The organism is Pseudogemmobacter sp. TB195 (assembly GCF_058313095.1).
Genome location: NZ_JBZEGG010000049.1, coordinates 1 through 13,606 on the forward strand (window position 1 = coordinate 1; position 13,606 = coordinate 13,606).

Here is a 13,606-nt window from a genome sequence, read left to right on the forward strand (position 1 = left end):
AGCGTGATGGGTTCGATCCCGGCCTCGTGTGCCCGGGCGACCAGGCTGTCCCGCGCACTGTCGCCGGCGGGATCATTGTCGCGGATGATGTAGAGCCTGCGCAGAGTTGCCGGGAACAGGATGGCTGCGAGATGTCCCGCCGAGAGAGCCGCGACCATCGGCATCTTTGGTAAGATCTGGCGCAGCGAGAGCACGGTCTCGATGCCCTCCCCTGCCGCCATGACATCCTGCGCCTGACCGAACCTGACCGCGTTGCCGAGCAGGTCCCCCATCGCCTTGCGCGGAGGATCGAGAGGCGCTTTCCCGCTGCCATCGCGGGTGAGCCAAGTGCGGTGGACGCCGGTGAGCTTGCCTTCGAGGTCGGTGATCCTGGCGATCAGCGCGGGCCAGGTCTCGGTTGGACCCTCGCCCCCCGGACGGTAATAGCAGTCAGGGTGGAAGCGGAGGCTGTCCGTGTCGCGCAGATCCGTCAGGCCGCGTTTGCGCAGATAGGTGCCGGCCAGCGTGCCCCGGATGGACCTCGACATGCGCCAGAGCCGTTCTGCAGCGTCAGGTGAACCGGAGGGTGCCGGTGCCGATCTGAGCCTCTTCGGCTCCGGTGCCGGTTCCAGCTGCGGCAGGCTGAGGAACCGCCGGGCCTCCTCGGCCACATCGGCGAAGTCGCTGAGGCCAAGGGTTTCGCGGATCACATCGAGCAGATCGCCATGCTCCCCGCTCTGACCGTCAGTCCACTTGCCCGCTGCCCCCTTGCCCGAGGCTGGCCCGGTGAGGCGGACGAACATCGACCGCCCCGGTTCATTGCGCACATCGCCGACCTGCCAATAGTTGCCTTGTTTGCGGCCATTTGAAAGGTAGTGCCGGCACACCGCCTCGGCCTGCTGGCCGAGACGCTGCGACAGATCGGCGGCAACGATGCGAGCCATTACGCCGCCTCCTGCCAAGAATAATCATACACACCTTTATTGCACCGCGAGGCAAGTTGCCCTATCTTGAGCGCATGGATCTGAACTGGGACGAAGACAAACGCGCGCGTACCCTGCAGGAGCGGGGCCTCGACTTTGCCGATGTTGCCGCAGCGCGTTGGGATGATGCCCTGACCGCCGAGGATCTGCGCGAGGAATATGGCGAGCGCCGTTTCGTCAGCCTCGTCCCGATCCAGGACCGGCTTTGCGTGGTCGCCTGGTGTATCCGCGGCAACGCGCTGCGGGTGATCAGCCTGCGCAAAGCCAACGCAAGGGAAAGGAAGCGCTATGAACAAGGATAGACCCCTGATCGACAGCGATGGCGAGGTCGGCGATCTCGGTGACAGCTTCTTCGCCACAGCCCGGCGTGGTCGCCCGGCATTGCTGCCGGGCGACAAGAAGGTTCGCATGAACCTGATGATCGACGCCGATATCGCCGCGAAGTTGAACGATGTCGGCAATAAGAGCGCCTTCGTCACTGAGGCGCTGCGGAAAGCGCTGGCGGGATAGGTCATCGTGCCGCCTCGCGCTCGGTGATACGGCTTATCGGATAGACCGCGAGCAGCTTGCCAAGGATGTCGGTGCCATTCGCACCCACCGGCACGAAGAAGCGCAGCTTCCAGGAGATGATCTCGCTGAAGAGCCCCCAGGCCCGCAGGCGATCCCGCATGGCTTCCGAGAAACCGGTCAGTTCGATCCGGTTCGCGCCCATCACCCGCGAGCGGCGCAGTTGCAGACCCTCGGCAAGATCTAGGACCGTCCGACCTTCCAGCAAAGCTATATAGGCCTGTTCCGGCGCCAAGCTGGACGCGCCACTCATGGTGGCATTCGCGGCCCAGGCGGGCGAGACCCGGCGGCCAATGATGCGCTCGCCATCATCGGTCTGCAGACGGTAAACGCGGGTCTCATCCTGCGGCAGCCGTTTCCAGACCGGAAGAAGCAGTCCGGAAACCACATGCAGCGTGGCATCCGAGAATTCCGGCACGTCAGCAACCTCCGCGCGCCATGCGGCCGAGAAGGTCTTTCTGTCAGTCTCAACCCAAAGCGTGTCACTCATCATCCTGATCGACATGCTGAAGGCTTCCATCGGCCGGATCAAGCGCACACGGCGTTCGATCTCACCATCGTCAAGCATGATAGAAGTGGTGGGCACCTGCACAGCCGCCCGGCCGGACCGGCTGTTGACCAGTAGCACGGCGCGCGGATCATCCAATTCATCAAGGGCGGCATCTAGCAGCAGCGGCGTGTTGCGCCGCCGTTCGGTGATGGTCAGAAGCCGGGTCTCGGCCCCGGTGCCGGGATGGGAGTAGATCACCTGCCGGTCGGTGACAGTGAAGCTTTCGGCCTTCAGCGTTTCGAGGCCCAGATCATAGATCCCCGCCGCCATCGCGCCCTCGACCTTCGCCTCCAGCAGTTGCTCGAAAGCTGTGAAGAGAATGCCTTGCAATTCGATGGTCAGCGCCAGCAGCCGGTTCAGGAAGGTGGTGATCGGCGGCAGCTCATCCTTGATGCCGTTTGAATCCATCAGCTTCAGGCCGGTGGCGGATTCAAACCGCTCGAGCGAACACCCATCCACCTTGCCCCGCACCAGCAGGAGGTAAAGCTGACGCAATGCTGCGCGGGCATAGGGGCTTTCCAGATTGTCCTCGGGCCGGAACAGCCCCTGCCCGCCGGTCTGGCGCTGTCCGCGGGTGATCGCTCCGAGCGTATCGAGGCGGCGCGCGATTGTGCTGAGGAAACGCTTCTCGGCCTTCACATCCGTGGCAATCGGCCGGAAGAGAGGCGGCTGCGCCTGGTTCGTGCGATTGGTGCGCCCAAGGCCCTGGATGGCGGTGTCGGCCTTCCAGCCCGGTTCGAGCAGATAATGCACCCGCAACCGCTGGTTCCGCGCCGAGAGTTCGGCGTGATAGCTGCGCCCGGTGCCGCCTGCGTCCGAGAAAACGAGGATGCGCTTGCCGTCATCCATGAAGGCCTGGGTCTCGGCGAGATTGGCCGAGGGCGCGCGGCTCTCGACCGCCAGCCGCGCCGCCGGGCCTTCGCCCTTGCGGATAATCCGGCGCGAGCGTCCCGTTACCTCAGCCACCATGTCGGTGCCAAAATGCTGGATGATCTGATCGAGCGCCCCCGGCACCGGCGGCAGGCCCGCCAGATGCTCGATCATGGCGTCCCGCCGGGAGACCGCCTCGCGGCTCTCGACGGGCTCACCATCGCGGAACACCGGCCGCGAGCTGACATTGCCCTCGCCATCGCTGAACGGCTCATAGAGCTGCACCGGGAAGGAATGCTGCAGGTAGCTCATGACATATTCGCGCGGAGACAGGTCCGTGTTCAGATCATTCCACTCCTCGGTCGGGATCTCTGCCAGCCGCCGCTCCATCAGCGCCTCGCCAGTCGAGACGATCTGGATGACGGCCGCATGACCCGCTTCCAGATCCTCGGTGATCGAGCGCAGCAGGGTCGGCGTCTTCATCGAGGTGAGCAGATGGCCGAAGAAGCGCTGCTTGGTGCTCTCGAAGGCCGAGCGCGCTGCCGATTTGGCCTGACGGTTCAATGTGCCGTCCGAGCCGGTGATGTTGGCGGCTTCCATCGCTGCGTCGAGATTGTTGTGGATGACCGCAAAGGCCCCTGCATAGGAATCGTAGATCCGGCGCTGCTCCCCCGTCAGCTGATGTTCGATCAGCTCGTACTCGACCCCATCGTAGGAGAGCGACCGCGCGGTATAGAGGCCGAGCGAGCGCAGATCGCGCGCCAGGACTTCCATCGCTGCCACGCCGCCGGCCTCGATCGCCTCGACGAACTCGGCCCGGGTGGCAAATGGGAAATCTTCTCCGCCCCAAAGGCCAAGGCGCTGCGCGTAAGCGAGGTTGTGCACCGTCGTCGCCCCGGTGGCTGAGACATAGACCACGCGTGCGTCAGGCAATGCGTGCTGCAGGCGCAGGCCCGCCCTCCCCTGCTGCGATGCCGCGACATCGCCGCGTTCACCTTTGCCGCCGGCGGCGTTCTGCATCGCGTGGCTCTCATCGAAGATGATCACTCCGTCGAAATCCGACCCCAGCCAGTCCACGATCTGTCGGACACGCGAGACCTTCTCGCCCCGATCATCCGAGCGCAGCGTGGCATAGGTGGTGAAGAGGATGCCTTCCGACAGAGTGATCGCCTTGCCTTGCGCGAAGCGGGAAAGCGGCGTGATCAGCAGCTTCTCCTGCCCGAGCGCCGACCAGTCGCGCTGCGCATCCTCGATCAGCTTGTCGGACTTGGAGATCCAGAGCGCCTTGCGGCGCCCGCGCAGCCAGTTGTCGAGAATGATCCCCGCCGATTGCCGGCCCTTGCCGGCACCCGTACCATCCCCAAGCATGAAACCACGCCGGAAGCGGACAGCGCCAGCCGCATCCGGTGCGGCGGCGCTGACTGTGTCCAGGGTCTCGTCCAGCGTCCAGCTACCCGCGAGGTGGTCGCTATGCGCCTCGCCGGCATAGATCACCGTCTCGAGTTGCGCGTCTGAGAGACGGGCGCAAATGTCGGCGGGCAGAAGTGGCCGATAGGAGGGACGGGGCGGCGCGACCGACGCCATGGCAGTGGATTGCACGAGTTTGGTCGGATGCGGGGCCGCACCGGGAACCCGGATCGCCTGCAGCGCATATTCTTCATAGATCGCGTCCGAGAGCCGCGCGGCCTCGGGCGGTGTCCAGTCCAGCGCCTCATAGGCAAGTTCGACGGCGTTGGGGCTGCTCAACGTAAGCCGAGCGGGCTGGGCTGCACCGACCCGAGCAAGATAGGAGCGCACCGTGCGGCCGGCGGCCGGTGCTGTCGGTGCCGGTGGCCGGGGCAGATCGACCACGCAGCGCGGCGGCACCTGGGCTGTGATCCAACCGAGCAGGGTCGCGACGTCATGGGCGATGCCAGAAGAAGCCGGGAAGGAGGAAGGATCCTCGGCCGGAATCTTGTCGATCACCGTCAGCCGCGTGTCGAAAGTGGTGCCGTGCTTTGCATAGACGGCGCCATCCACGGCCGCCGTGAACACCACGCGGCCATGCTCTTGCAGCCGGATGAAGGTCTCGCGCCAGGCCGGTGCGTCAGGTCCGAAGCCCGCGCCGGTGATCGCCACCAACCGCCCACCAGGGGCGAGCCGCGCCAGAGCGGAAGCGATATGGCGGGAAGCAGAATCGGCCACGCGAGTGGTGACATTGGCCAGCGCCGAGAACGGCGGGTTCATCAGGACCACCGAGGGCACCACCCCGGCATCGAGATGGTCATGTATCTGCGCGGCATCGAACCGGGTGACAGGCAGGGCCGGAAAGAGGGTAGAGAGGAGATCCGCGCGGGTTTCGGCCAGTTCGTTCAACGCGAGGCTGCCGCCAGCGATGTCGGCAAGTATTGCCATCAGGCCGGTGCCGGCCGAGGGCTCCAGCACGACATCCGCGGGCGTGATCGCCGCAGCGGTGACTGCCGCAATCCCGAGCGGAAGGGGCGTGCTGAACTGCTGCATTGCCTGGCTTTCTTCGGAGCGTCTTGTATGGCTCGGCAGCAGGCCCGCGATCTTCGACAGCGCAGCGAGGCGCGCCTCGGGCGCTGCCGCTTTGCGGAACAGCGCGCGGCCGAATTTGCGCAGGAACAGAATCGTGGCGACTTCGCAGGCCTCGTAGGCGTCTTTCCAATCCCAAAGGCCGGAAGCGTCTGAGGCGCCGAACGCGGTTTCCATGACGCCACGCAAAATGGTGCTGTCGATGCGCTGGCCGCGTTCGAGATGCGGAAGAAGCGCCTCGGCCGCAGCGAGAATGCTGGGGGCGGACAGAACAGGAGAGGGTGCGACCGGCGCTTGCGCCGTGGTCGCGGGGGACAGATCGTTCATCGGGGAGATCCTCGGGAGAGCAGAGCACGGGACGGCCCCGGACAGCGCTCTCTCTCAACCACCCGGAACCTGCCCGTTCCGGCCCCCTCTCGACCTCTCACGTTGAGCAAGACAGGCCCGTAGCCTCGGCGCGATCGCCTCGGCACTTCATTCGGCTCGCCCCATCTCAGGCGGGCCCTGCGTCAGGGATCTATGCCCGAAAGGGGGAAGACGGCGACGCTGGCTTCCGTCCGTCAGGATCTGAGCCCGGTCCCGGCAATGCCGGGAGACGCCATAATCCGCTCAATGCTTCAGTTGGACCATCTTATAGCACCGGGCGCTTCACCGCCGCTGAATTACCCTGCAACATGGCATTTCTTAACGAACGCGCGACGTAAGAGGCGGCCGATAGCTGCCCGCCGAAATTTTCCGGCGCCGCGGCGCGGCATTCCCGAAAGCTGCCGCTCATGTTTGACGCGCCACGTATGTAGCGTGAAGATTGACAATGCAGCTCTCGCTGAGCGGCTGCGGGCAACGTGTAAATCGAACCGAACATTTCGGTGATCGTCTCGGAACAGCTCTGTTTCGACAGCGAAGTCTAAACACATATAAATGTGCCTATAATGCAAACATATTGTATTTGATGCGCTTTATGTTGACGCACAGGGGTTAACGTAATCTGATGCTCGACAACCTCACCGGTACTGCAGTTCTCATCGGGCGCAGCACCCAAGCATCACCAGAGAGCATAGGAAAAGCAGTGCAAGACGAGTTCGGACCGTCCAAGGGGATACAGCGAGCCAGAAGGCTGCCCGATCAGAAGCTGGCGGCTTTGTGGGACTCCATCTTGATCGACGCATCCGTCAAGGATCGCCTCGTGTCTCAAGCGATGCTAAATTTTACGCTCCGTCCAGTCATCGATCGCTCGGTCATTCCGCTGCATGGAGTCATCCTCCTCGTAGGCCCCCCGGGCACTGGCAAGACATCACTCGCTCGTGGCCTCGCGAACCGAACCGCTCAGTCCTTCAAAGGCGATGGGTTTCGGCTTCTGGAAATAGACCCGCATTCATTGACCAGTTCGGCCATGGGAAAAACACAGAAGGCCGTTTCCGAGCTATTTTCTCAGACGATCGCAGAGGCGGCAATGAATGGCCCGACCATAGTCCTGCTCGACGAGGTCGAGACATTGGCGGCCGATCGTTCACGCATGAGCCTCGAAGCCAATCCAATTGATATCCACCGTGCCACCGATGCGGTTCTGGTCCAGCTTGATGCCATGGCCGAGGCGCATCCCAATCTCCTCTTCATCGCCACCAGCAATTTCCCTGAGGCGGTGGATGCGGCGTTCACATCTCGCTGCGATCTGATCATGACAATACCCTTGCCGGACAAAAACGCCTGCAGCCTCATCCTTCGCGACTGCCTTGCGGGTCTCGGTAAGACGTTCGGTCCAATCGCGCGATTGGCCGCTTCAGACGGACTCGACCACGTTGCCTCTGAATGTATCGGTCTCGATGGTCGCGCCATCCGGAAGATGGTTGCCAACGCGTTGGCCAGTAGCTTGACGACCGCGATGAATCCGGAACAGTTGACATTCACCGATCTGATCAGCGCCGCCAAGGCTGCAAAGCAGAACCGCTTAACGGCTGGAGGGCGCGCATGAATACAGTAGCAAGCCGCACCTTCCGCAGCACGCCGCATCGAGACTCTATGGATACATGGCTCGCAATTGTCGACCTCCTCACTCGAGGCGAGCGAACGGAGGCCAAGGACCTCCTACTTGCAGTCAAAGGCATCGCCGCCAGTATCATCGCCGACCAAGCACCCAAGGGTGTACCTATCGTGGCAGCCTGCGATGGCCCGCGCACGCGGGTCTACTGCACTTACGACGACGATGCCATTGATGGCACTGACGAGAATGAGACCTCGCTCGGATACGATCCTCTCAAGGGCGACTGGTCGGTGTCTCTGCCATGCCAGGACTCGGATCTGCCTTGGGTCCAAGCCGCTCTCAAAACGCATGGCGATCGTATTACGGCCCGCAGCATCAGCGAGAAGGTGGTAGAAACCTCTAAGAACAGCAATGCAGCCCTAGTCTTCGATCCGAAAGGATTTCTGGGATCATGAGCATCGTCAGCGTCAACACCTATACACACTCGGCAACCTATCTGGCTGACAACATGCTAAAGAGCGTCAAGGACATTATAGTGTTGAGCGGTCTCGACCCCACAACCTTCGTTGGCGATTGGGAGTTTTACAAGACTGGAATGCGGACCTGGTTACAGTCCGGTCATCTCGAGAAGGTAGTCCTGGAGGTGTTCGATCCGGTCACCGACGCACTGATCGTACGTTGGGACATTGAGGTGGCCTACGGCTGGAGCGCGAACGGAGACGGCAGCTTTTGGACCGATACTGACCAACTACGCTACGCGATCAAAAAGTCGGGCATCCACAAGAGTCGTTTGCGCTATCGCTTCATCGTCACCCGCGCGGCAGGTTTTGGCGAGGTGGCAGGTTGGGCACCAGCCACCCTGCGCAGCACTGACGGTATGGTTCGCCAAAGCCTCGGCACAACGGTCGAGCACAATGGCCTCGGCGCATCCACGTCCTACTATCGGAGATCATAATGCTGAGCATTGAAGAGGCCTTCCGCAAGTTTAAGAGCCGTCTAGAGCTTAACGAGAAGGAGACGACTAACGCGTCGAACCGCCAGCAAGAAGTTAGGAACTATCTCGACACCAAGTTCAAGATCGACCGCAGTTTCCTTACCGGTTCCTATGCACGTTGGACCAAGACAAAGCCCCTCAAGGACGTCGATATCTTCTTCGTTATGAAAGCGTCAGAGGATGATTACCTATCGAAGGCTCCTTCAGCCATCCTGACTGACTTCCACGATGCCCTTGTTGAGAAATACGGCAATAAGGCGCGCAAGCAAAACCGGTCCATAAACGTAGATTTCGGGGTTAAGGCGGATGCCGACGACAATACCGACTATCGTGTGATCAGCGTCGATGTCGTCCCTGCGTTCGAGAAGGGATCCGATTTTCAGATCCCCGACAATGGTCTTGGCAAATGGATCGGCACCAATCCGAAGATCCACGCTGACAAGGCAGTTCAGGCGCATCAGGCCTATTCAAACGAGTGGAAGGGTTTGGTCCGTATGGTCAAGTATTGGAACAACAATCCCAAGCATGGCGAGAAGCCAGTGAAGCCGTCCTTCCTGATTGAGGTGATGGCTATGGAATGCCTGCACGGTCCTTGGGGCGGTCAGTTCGACCGGGAGATGCAAGGTTTCTTCTCTACACTTGCCGATCGCATATTCGACAAATGGCCTGACCCAGCAGGCCTTGGCCCAGCGATCAGCGATAGTATGGACCTGGCCCGCAAGCAACGCGCACAGACTCTGCTACGTGCCGCAGCGCGCGAAGCCACCCTTGCCATTAATCACTCCCGCCAGGGCCGGAATGGCGAAGCGCTGCGCGCTTGGCGTGAATTGTTCGGCCCCAAATTCCCCCTTTCATAAGGAAATTCCATGGCCGACTGGTCTTTGCCTCAGCTGCTTTCCAGCCTTCACAACGACATTCAGACCCGCCTCAAAATCGTCCGCGAGACCATTCAACACCCCGGTTCCAAAGGCGATGCAAGTGAAGGCGTTTGGATCAGCCTGCTGCAGACCTATTTGCCCGAACGGTACCGAGCCAACAAAGCGTTCGTCGTCGACAGCCGCGGACAATTTAGCCAGCAGATGGATGTAGTTGTGTTCGACCGACAGTACTCTCCATTCATCTTCAAGTACGAGGGAGAGATGATCGTACCAGCCGAGAGCGTCTATGCGGTGTTCGAGGCTAAGCAGTCGGCAGACAAAGCCATGGTCCAGTATGCCCAAGAAAAGGTGGCCAGCGTACGCCGCCTGCATCACACCAGCCTGCCCATCCCGCACGCCGGTGGCACCTACCCTGCCAAGCCGCCGCTTGAGATTCTGGGAGGATTGCTGACCTTCGAGAGCGAGTGGACACCCGCATTCGGTGATTCCTTCCGGAATGCCTTGGCCGCTGATTCTTCCGATGGCCGCCTAGACATCGGATGCGTGGCGTCCCATGGTCATTTTTTCTACGATAAGCCATCATCCGATTACGTCTTCGAAAGTGAGACTAAGGCCGCCACAGCCTTCCTTTTTAAGCTCATCTCCACCCTGCAGTTCAGTGGGACGGTGCCGATGATCGACGTCGACGCCTATGGGCAATGGCTCGCCGACTAAACGCCTGTCCGTGGCGCGGACTCCTGGCAACGCTAGTGCAAAGCGTCGAAGAATCGAGGGCCACCTCATGGGTATTACTGATCATTGGCTCGCCGCGAAGCGCTGTGATAAAGCAAGCGACTGGCCAGGATACGGTTACCTCATTGCGCGCGGCACGAATGACCGCTTTCTCGGTTTCTTCTCGACTGCTTTGCCGCAGTGCTGCTAGGCTGCTCTCCGCCCTTTACGCGATCTAATCGAACTCGATGGAGGCGAGGTTACGAACATACGAAGCAGAAAATCCGCCCGCGAGGCTGGCGGCTTTATTGTTGGCGGCCTCCGGCAGCTCGTCATAGCGATAGACCGTGATCTCGATGATCGAAGGCATCACGCGGCCCTCCGCTGCAGAAGCGCGAGCTGTGCAGCATCGCGCCAGAACGGATCGACCAGGCGTCCTTCGGTCGCGGCAGCCTGCCTGCGCAAACCACTGGCTTCGGCATGTCTGCCCAAATCGGCGAGATGCTGCGCTTCAGCCCGCTGGCGGCAGGCCAGGGTGACCACCGCCCGCGCTTCAGTATCGCTGGCGACGGGCTGGCACCAGGCCACGTGCCGGTTTGAGACTTCGCCAGCGAGAACCAACCCATGTTCCGCATCAAGCACCGCGATCATCTGCGGCGTGAAGCCGAGCGCCGGATCATCGCCACAGGCAACGTCGCCGCTTCCAAGGCGCGTTGACACCAGCATCATCGCATCCACAAGGCTGTCACAGGTGCCGAGATCGACGCTGCGCTCGAAGGCCCACTGCTCGAGCTCGGGATCGAGATAGCGCGCCTCGCCGGAACAGCTGACGGTCAGAGGATAGCGCTGCGCCAATTGAAGCTGCGCAAGGGCCTGGCTGATCAGCACCCGCCCGGCGGATCGAAACCCTTCAGTTGAACCAGAATAGGTCATCGCGGTGTCTCCACGACGGGCAGCGGAAGCCTCTCTCCCACCTCATGACCCGTCGCTTTACCCCGTCCCAGCTCTCCCTCCCTGCCGCGCACCAAACGCGCGCGGCCGAGGTTGTCGGCATGGCTGGTCAACCATCGCAATCAGTCAGACCTTGATGCCGCGCGGGATCGACCACGAAGCCGAACAAACCGGGTTCATATTCGGCCGAAGGGATGAGGAAGCCGTAGCGCTCGATGCCCGGTCCGCGCTTCCCGCCCGGTGTCGCAGTCGTTTCCACGAAGCCGGGAAAGCGATCCGAACCGACCGCCGCGATCACGATCCAGTCCCCGGCGTGCTGACGCTCGAAGATCTGGCGATCCCGCGCTCGGGATTCGCCCGACTGAAGGGAGCGGCCATGTATGGCCTCCCAGGCGTCGGGCCAGTGATTGCGCAGCGTCTCATCGGCCAGACGGCGTTCATAACCCGTGAACAGTTCCGGCAGCGCCTGCGCAACCGCTGCCCATTCGGCGTCTTCCTCGTAGAAGCCGGAGGAGGATCGCAGCAGCAGATGCACGCGGTCGTTCTGCTCTGGCACAAGCTGGAACCCGCCATGTCCGGCGGTGGAATGGCAGAGGACGCCTTCGCCGTAGATCGTCGCGCCCTGTGATGGCCCCCATGGCGTATGGACCCGAGAGGCGATCTCCCGCCGCCCGAGTGCAACGCGTTCTCGCTGGTGTTCGGCATTTTCCGCAACCAGCACCCGGAACCCGGCTTCGTCCGCCACATCGCCGGAATGGCCGTAGAAGTCATCGCGCTTCCATGTGTCGAGCGGTCGAGAAAGCCGCCAGCCCGTCGCCAGGAAATGCCGCCCCTGCCGTGTCGGCACCATGGCGAAGGCGGTGTCGCCGACACGGGCGACCAGCAGGCCGTCGGCGCTGCGCCCAAATTCGATGACGGGCAGATGCCAGGAGGGAGAAGCGGGGGTGATCGGGACCGTGGTGTTCATCCTGCGACCGCCTCCACGGCGTCGATGTCCTCGCCTTTTAGAACGGCGTTCAACCATTCATGTGTGCTGATCCAGCCGATGCTCTTGCGGGAACCGAGATCGATGACATGCGCGCCACCGCCGAAAGCCTCGACCCTGGGGCGGGAGCAGGTATTGGCATAGTCGAACCCCCAGAGACCGGTGAGGTTCAGTTCTTCGGCAAGACGCAGCACGAAGTTGATGACACCTTCGACATCGCCCTGATCGTCATCATGGATCCAGAGTTGCGAGCCGCTCGGTACGTCCTGCTGGACGAGATCGAAGCCGTTGAACGCGGGCTCGTCGGAATCCGCCTCTTCGGCGCGCAGGCGGTGGAACAGCGCAAGCGCCTTGGCGGCATTCTCGGGCGATCCCGCATCAAGCAGGCAGGAAAAGTGGGTGAAGTAGTCGGCCATGACAGGCTCCTTGTCAGAAATGGAAAGCCCGGCGCGAGGCCGGGACTGGTCGGAATTGGGCTGAAGGAAAGGGTCAGGTGCCCGGGGATGAGGGGGAACCGTGCGGCGCTGCAGCCGCATGGGCGACCAGCATCTGGCGGTAGAACCGCCGCCGGGCGAGCCTGAGACCGGGATCCTTGCGGATGGTGGGATGGAAGGCGCGGGCAGCGGCGCGCAGAACTGTGAACGCTGCGGCATCGGGGACAAGGCCGAGAAGAGGGTAGAATGGATCAGGTGTCCGGGTCGGAGCAGTCTGCAACGGCTCAACCTCGGCCTCGATCTTCTGCGTGCGCCCCATCCAGGGTTCAGGGCGGATCGCGCGTGCCCAGTCGGCAAAGCTCGGAATGTGGCCGAGATCCTCGCGGACATGCTGCTCGCCCACCCAGCGGGTCGGGATCACCCGGCCGGAGGAGAGGGGCAGCGTCTTGCCGAACACGGTTTCCATGAGGAAGATGCCCTCGGCATGGTGGCGCAAAGCTCGGTGCCGGAAGTCCGCAAGGATCAGTTTCGAGGCATCGAACCAGGAATGCAGCTCGATGTAATCCTCGACTTCGCCGCCCCATTTCTTCACCGAGGACAGGGCATGATGATAGGGATGTGCCATATTCCCAGCCCTCAGAACGTATGGTTGAACTGTTCGGACGAGGTGAATCGCTCGTTGTAGTCGAGCAGGATCGTCCCGGCCTCGGCATCGAAATGGAACTCGCCGAACGCACCGTCGCAGTTCTCCCAGCCACCATGGCTGTCGGAGAGGAAGTCATAGGCCAGGGTCTCGACGGCCTCCGAGAGCGACATGGTGCTGGTCGAAATCTCGCTGATTCCCCAACTGACCTGTGCAAGCGTCACCGACACGTCCGGCATCGGCACTACGATTTCACCACGGCGGGCATCGATGTCTTCGACCTGCCCACTGTCGCCGGCGCCGTCGAAGGTGACGATGATCTCGGAGATCCCGGCGGCGCGCATGGCCGCGAACAGCGTCTCCTTGTTCTGCGCCATTGCGGTGATGCTGAGCGTCTGATGCGCCAGTTGCGAGGCATCAAACTGCGCCATGGCGACCGCCAGGTTGCCTTCCGGGGTGGCTGCTATCTCGTGGGTCATGGGACTTCTCCTGAGAGCGAAGGGACAGGTGAAGCCGACCGGCGCTCTCTCTGGGACCGGAAGGCTCGC

14 protein-coding genes and 1 pseudogene are annotated in these 13,606 nt (G+C 62.1%); 7 read left to right on the forward strand and 8 right to left on the reverse strand.

The features are described from left to right. On the reverse strand, nt 1-923 hold a 923-nt coding region (locus AC4FS3_RS27625), incomplete at its 3' end, for a DUF7146 domain-containing protein (protein ID WP_491023195.1). Between the two features lie 56 nt (nt 924-979). Between AC4FS3_RS27625 and AC4FS3_RS27630 the strand changes: the two genes are divergently transcribed. Next, on the forward strand, nt 980-1,264 hold the full coding sequence (locus AC4FS3_RS27630) for a BrnT family toxin (RefSeq protein WP_226937110.1): 285 nt from the start codon (nt 980-982) through the stop codon (nt 1,262-1,264). Further along, nucleotides 1,251-1,472 carry a hypothetical protein gene (locus AC4FS3_RS27635; RefSeq protein WP_155046298.1) on the forward strand — a complete coding sequence of 74 codons (222 nt, stop codon included), beginning with the start codon at nt 1,251-1,253 and terminating at the stop codon, nt 1,470-1,472. Before AC4FS3_RS27630 ends, AC4FS3_RS27635 begins: the two co-directional genes overlap by 14 nt. A gap of 1 nt (nt 1,473) precedes the next feature. Here the strand turns inward: AC4FS3_RS27635 and AC4FS3_RS27640 are convergent, their stop codons facing one another. Beyond that, nucleotides 1,474-5,811: a strawberry notch-like NTP hydrolase domain-containing protein gene (locus tag AC4FS3_RS27640; protein WP_491023196.1), complete on the reverse strand. Its 4,338-nt coding sequence runs from the start codon at nt 5,809-5,811 to the stop codon at nt 1,474-1,476. A 661-nt stretch (nt 5,812-6,472) separates the two neighbouring features. On the opposite strand from AC4FS3_RS27640, the gene AC4FS3_RS27645 reads away from it, so the two are divergent. Genes AC4FS3_RS27645 through AC4FS3_RS27665 form a run of 5 tightly spaced genes read left to right on the forward strand, consistent with a single transcriptional unit; the run spans nt 6,473 to nt 10,048 of the window. Next, nucleotides 6,473-7,453 carry an AAA family ATPase gene (locus tag AC4FS3_RS27645; RefSeq protein WP_124964921.1) on the forward strand — a complete coding sequence of 327 codons (981 nt, stop codon included), beginning with the start codon at nt 6,473-6,475 and terminating at the stop codon, nt 7,451-7,453. Continuing rightward, a complete protein-coding gene (locus tag AC4FS3_RS27650; RefSeq protein ID WP_491023197.1) occupies nt 7,450-7,917 on the forward strand; it encodes a hypothetical protein in 468 nt (155 codons plus the stop codon). The genes AC4FS3_RS27645 and AC4FS3_RS27650 overlap by 4 nt, the downstream gene beginning before the upstream one ends. Beyond that, complete coding sequence (locus AC4FS3_RS27655; protein WP_491023198.1) at nt 7,914-8,417, forward strand: HORMA domain containing protein; 504 nt, start codon at nt 7,914-7,916, stop codon at nt 8,415-8,417. Before AC4FS3_RS27650 ends, AC4FS3_RS27655 begins: the two co-directional genes overlap by 4 nt. Continuing rightward, entirely contained in the window at nt 8,417-9,313 is an 897-nt protein-coding gene (locus AC4FS3_RS27660; protein WP_491023199.1) for a CBASS oligonucleotide cyclase, read from the forward strand. Before AC4FS3_RS27655 ends, AC4FS3_RS27660 begins: the two co-directional genes overlap by 1 nt. Nucleotides 9,314-9,322: 9 nt before the next feature. Continuing rightward, entirely contained in the window at nt 9,323-10,048 is a 726-nt protein-coding gene (locus tag AC4FS3_RS27665; RefSeq protein ID WP_124964925.1) for a DUF6602 domain-containing protein, read from the forward strand. Between the two features lie 232 nt (nt 10,049-10,280). On the opposite strand, the gene AC4FS3_RS27670 is transcribed toward AC4FS3_RS27665, so the two are convergent. From AC4FS3_RS27670 to AC4FS3_RS27695, 6 genes and pseudogenes are all read right to left on the reverse strand, one after another. Then, nucleotides 10,281-10,415: a hypothetical protein gene (locus tag AC4FS3_RS27670; protein ID WP_491023200.1), complete on the reverse strand. Its 135-nt coding sequence runs from the start codon at nt 10,413-10,415 to the stop codon at nt 10,281-10,283. Then, entirely contained in the window at nt 10,415-10,900 is a 486-nt protein-coding gene (locus AC4FS3_RS27675; RefSeq protein ID WP_491023201.1) for a hypothetical protein, read from the reverse strand. The genes AC4FS3_RS27670 and AC4FS3_RS27675 overlap by 1 nt, the downstream gene beginning before the upstream one ends. A gap of 205 nt (nt 10,901-11,105) precedes the next feature. Then, complete coding sequence (locus AC4FS3_RS27680) at nt 11,106-11,963, reverse strand: DUF7007 domain-containing protein (RefSeq protein ID WP_491023202.1); 858 nt, start codon at nt 11,961-11,963, stop codon at nt 11,106-11,108. After that, the gene (locus tag AC4FS3_RS27685; RefSeq protein WP_491023203.1) at nt 11,960-12,397 is read right to left on the reverse strand and encodes a hypothetical protein; all 438 of its coding nucleotides are present in this window, start codon (nt 12,395-12,397) and stop codon (nt 11,960-11,962) included. The genes AC4FS3_RS27680 and AC4FS3_RS27685 overlap by 4 nt, the downstream gene beginning before the upstream one ends. A 283-nt stretch (nt 12,398-12,680) precedes the next feature. Continuing rightward, a pseudogene (locus AC4FS3_RS27690) lies at nt 12,681-13,040 on the reverse strand (DUF6915 family protein); the annotation flags it as partial. Nucleotides 13,041-13,051: 11 nt separating this feature from the next. Further along, a complete protein-coding gene (locus tag AC4FS3_RS27695) occupies nt 13,052-13,537 on the reverse strand; it encodes a DUF6878 family protein (RefSeq protein WP_491023204.1) in 486 nt (161 codons plus the stop codon). Nucleotides 13,538-13,606: the final 69 nt, after the last annotated feature.

Excerpts from the sequence above, each read along its gene's own strand:
- AC4FS3_RS27680 (WP_491023202.1), bottom strand. The coding sequence starts at position 11,963 with ATGAACACCACGGTCCCGATCACCCCCGCTTCTCCCTCCTGGCATCTG.
- AC4FS3_RS27695 (WP_491023204.1), bottom strand. The coding sequence starts at position 13,537 with ATGACCCACGAGATAGCAGCCACCCCGGAAGGCAACCTGGCGGTCGCC.
- AC4FS3_RS27635 (WP_155046298.1), top strand. The coding sequence starts at position 1,251 with ATGAACAAGGATAGACCCCTGATCGACAGCGATGGCGAGGTCGGCGAT.
- AC4FS3_RS27665 (WP_124964925.1), top strand. The coding sequence starts at position 9,323 with ATGGCCGACTGGTCTTTGCCTCAGCTGCTTTCCAGCCTTCACAACGAC.
- AC4FS3_RS27655 (WP_491023198.1), top strand. The coding sequence starts at position 7,914 with ATGAGCATCGTCAGCGTCAACACCTATACACACTCGGCAACCTATCTG.
- AC4FS3_RS27645 (WP_124964921.1), top strand. The coding sequence starts at position 6,473 with ATGCTCGACAACCTCACCGGTACTGCAGTTCTCATCGGGCGCAGCACC.
- AC4FS3_RS27670 (WP_491023200.1), bottom strand. The coding sequence starts at position 10,415 with ATGCCTTCGATCATCGAGATCACGGTCTATCGCTATGACGAGCTGCCG.
- AC4FS3_RS27650 (WP_491023197.1), top strand. The coding sequence starts at position 7,450 with ATGAATACAGTAGCAAGCCGCACCTTCCGCAGCACGCCGCATCGAGAC.
- AC4FS3_RS27685 (WP_491023203.1), bottom strand. The coding sequence starts at position 12,397 with ATGGCCGACTACTTCACCCACTTTTCCTGCCTGCTTGATGCGGGATCG.
- AC4FS3_RS27640 (WP_491023196.1), bottom strand. The coding sequence starts at position 5,811 with ATGAACGATCTGTCCCCCGCGACCACGGCGCAAGCGCCGGTCGCACCC.
- AC4FS3_RS27660 (WP_491023199.1), top strand. The coding sequence starts at position 8,417 with ATGCTGAGCATTGAAGAGGCCTTCCGCAAGTTTAAGAGCCGTCTAGAG.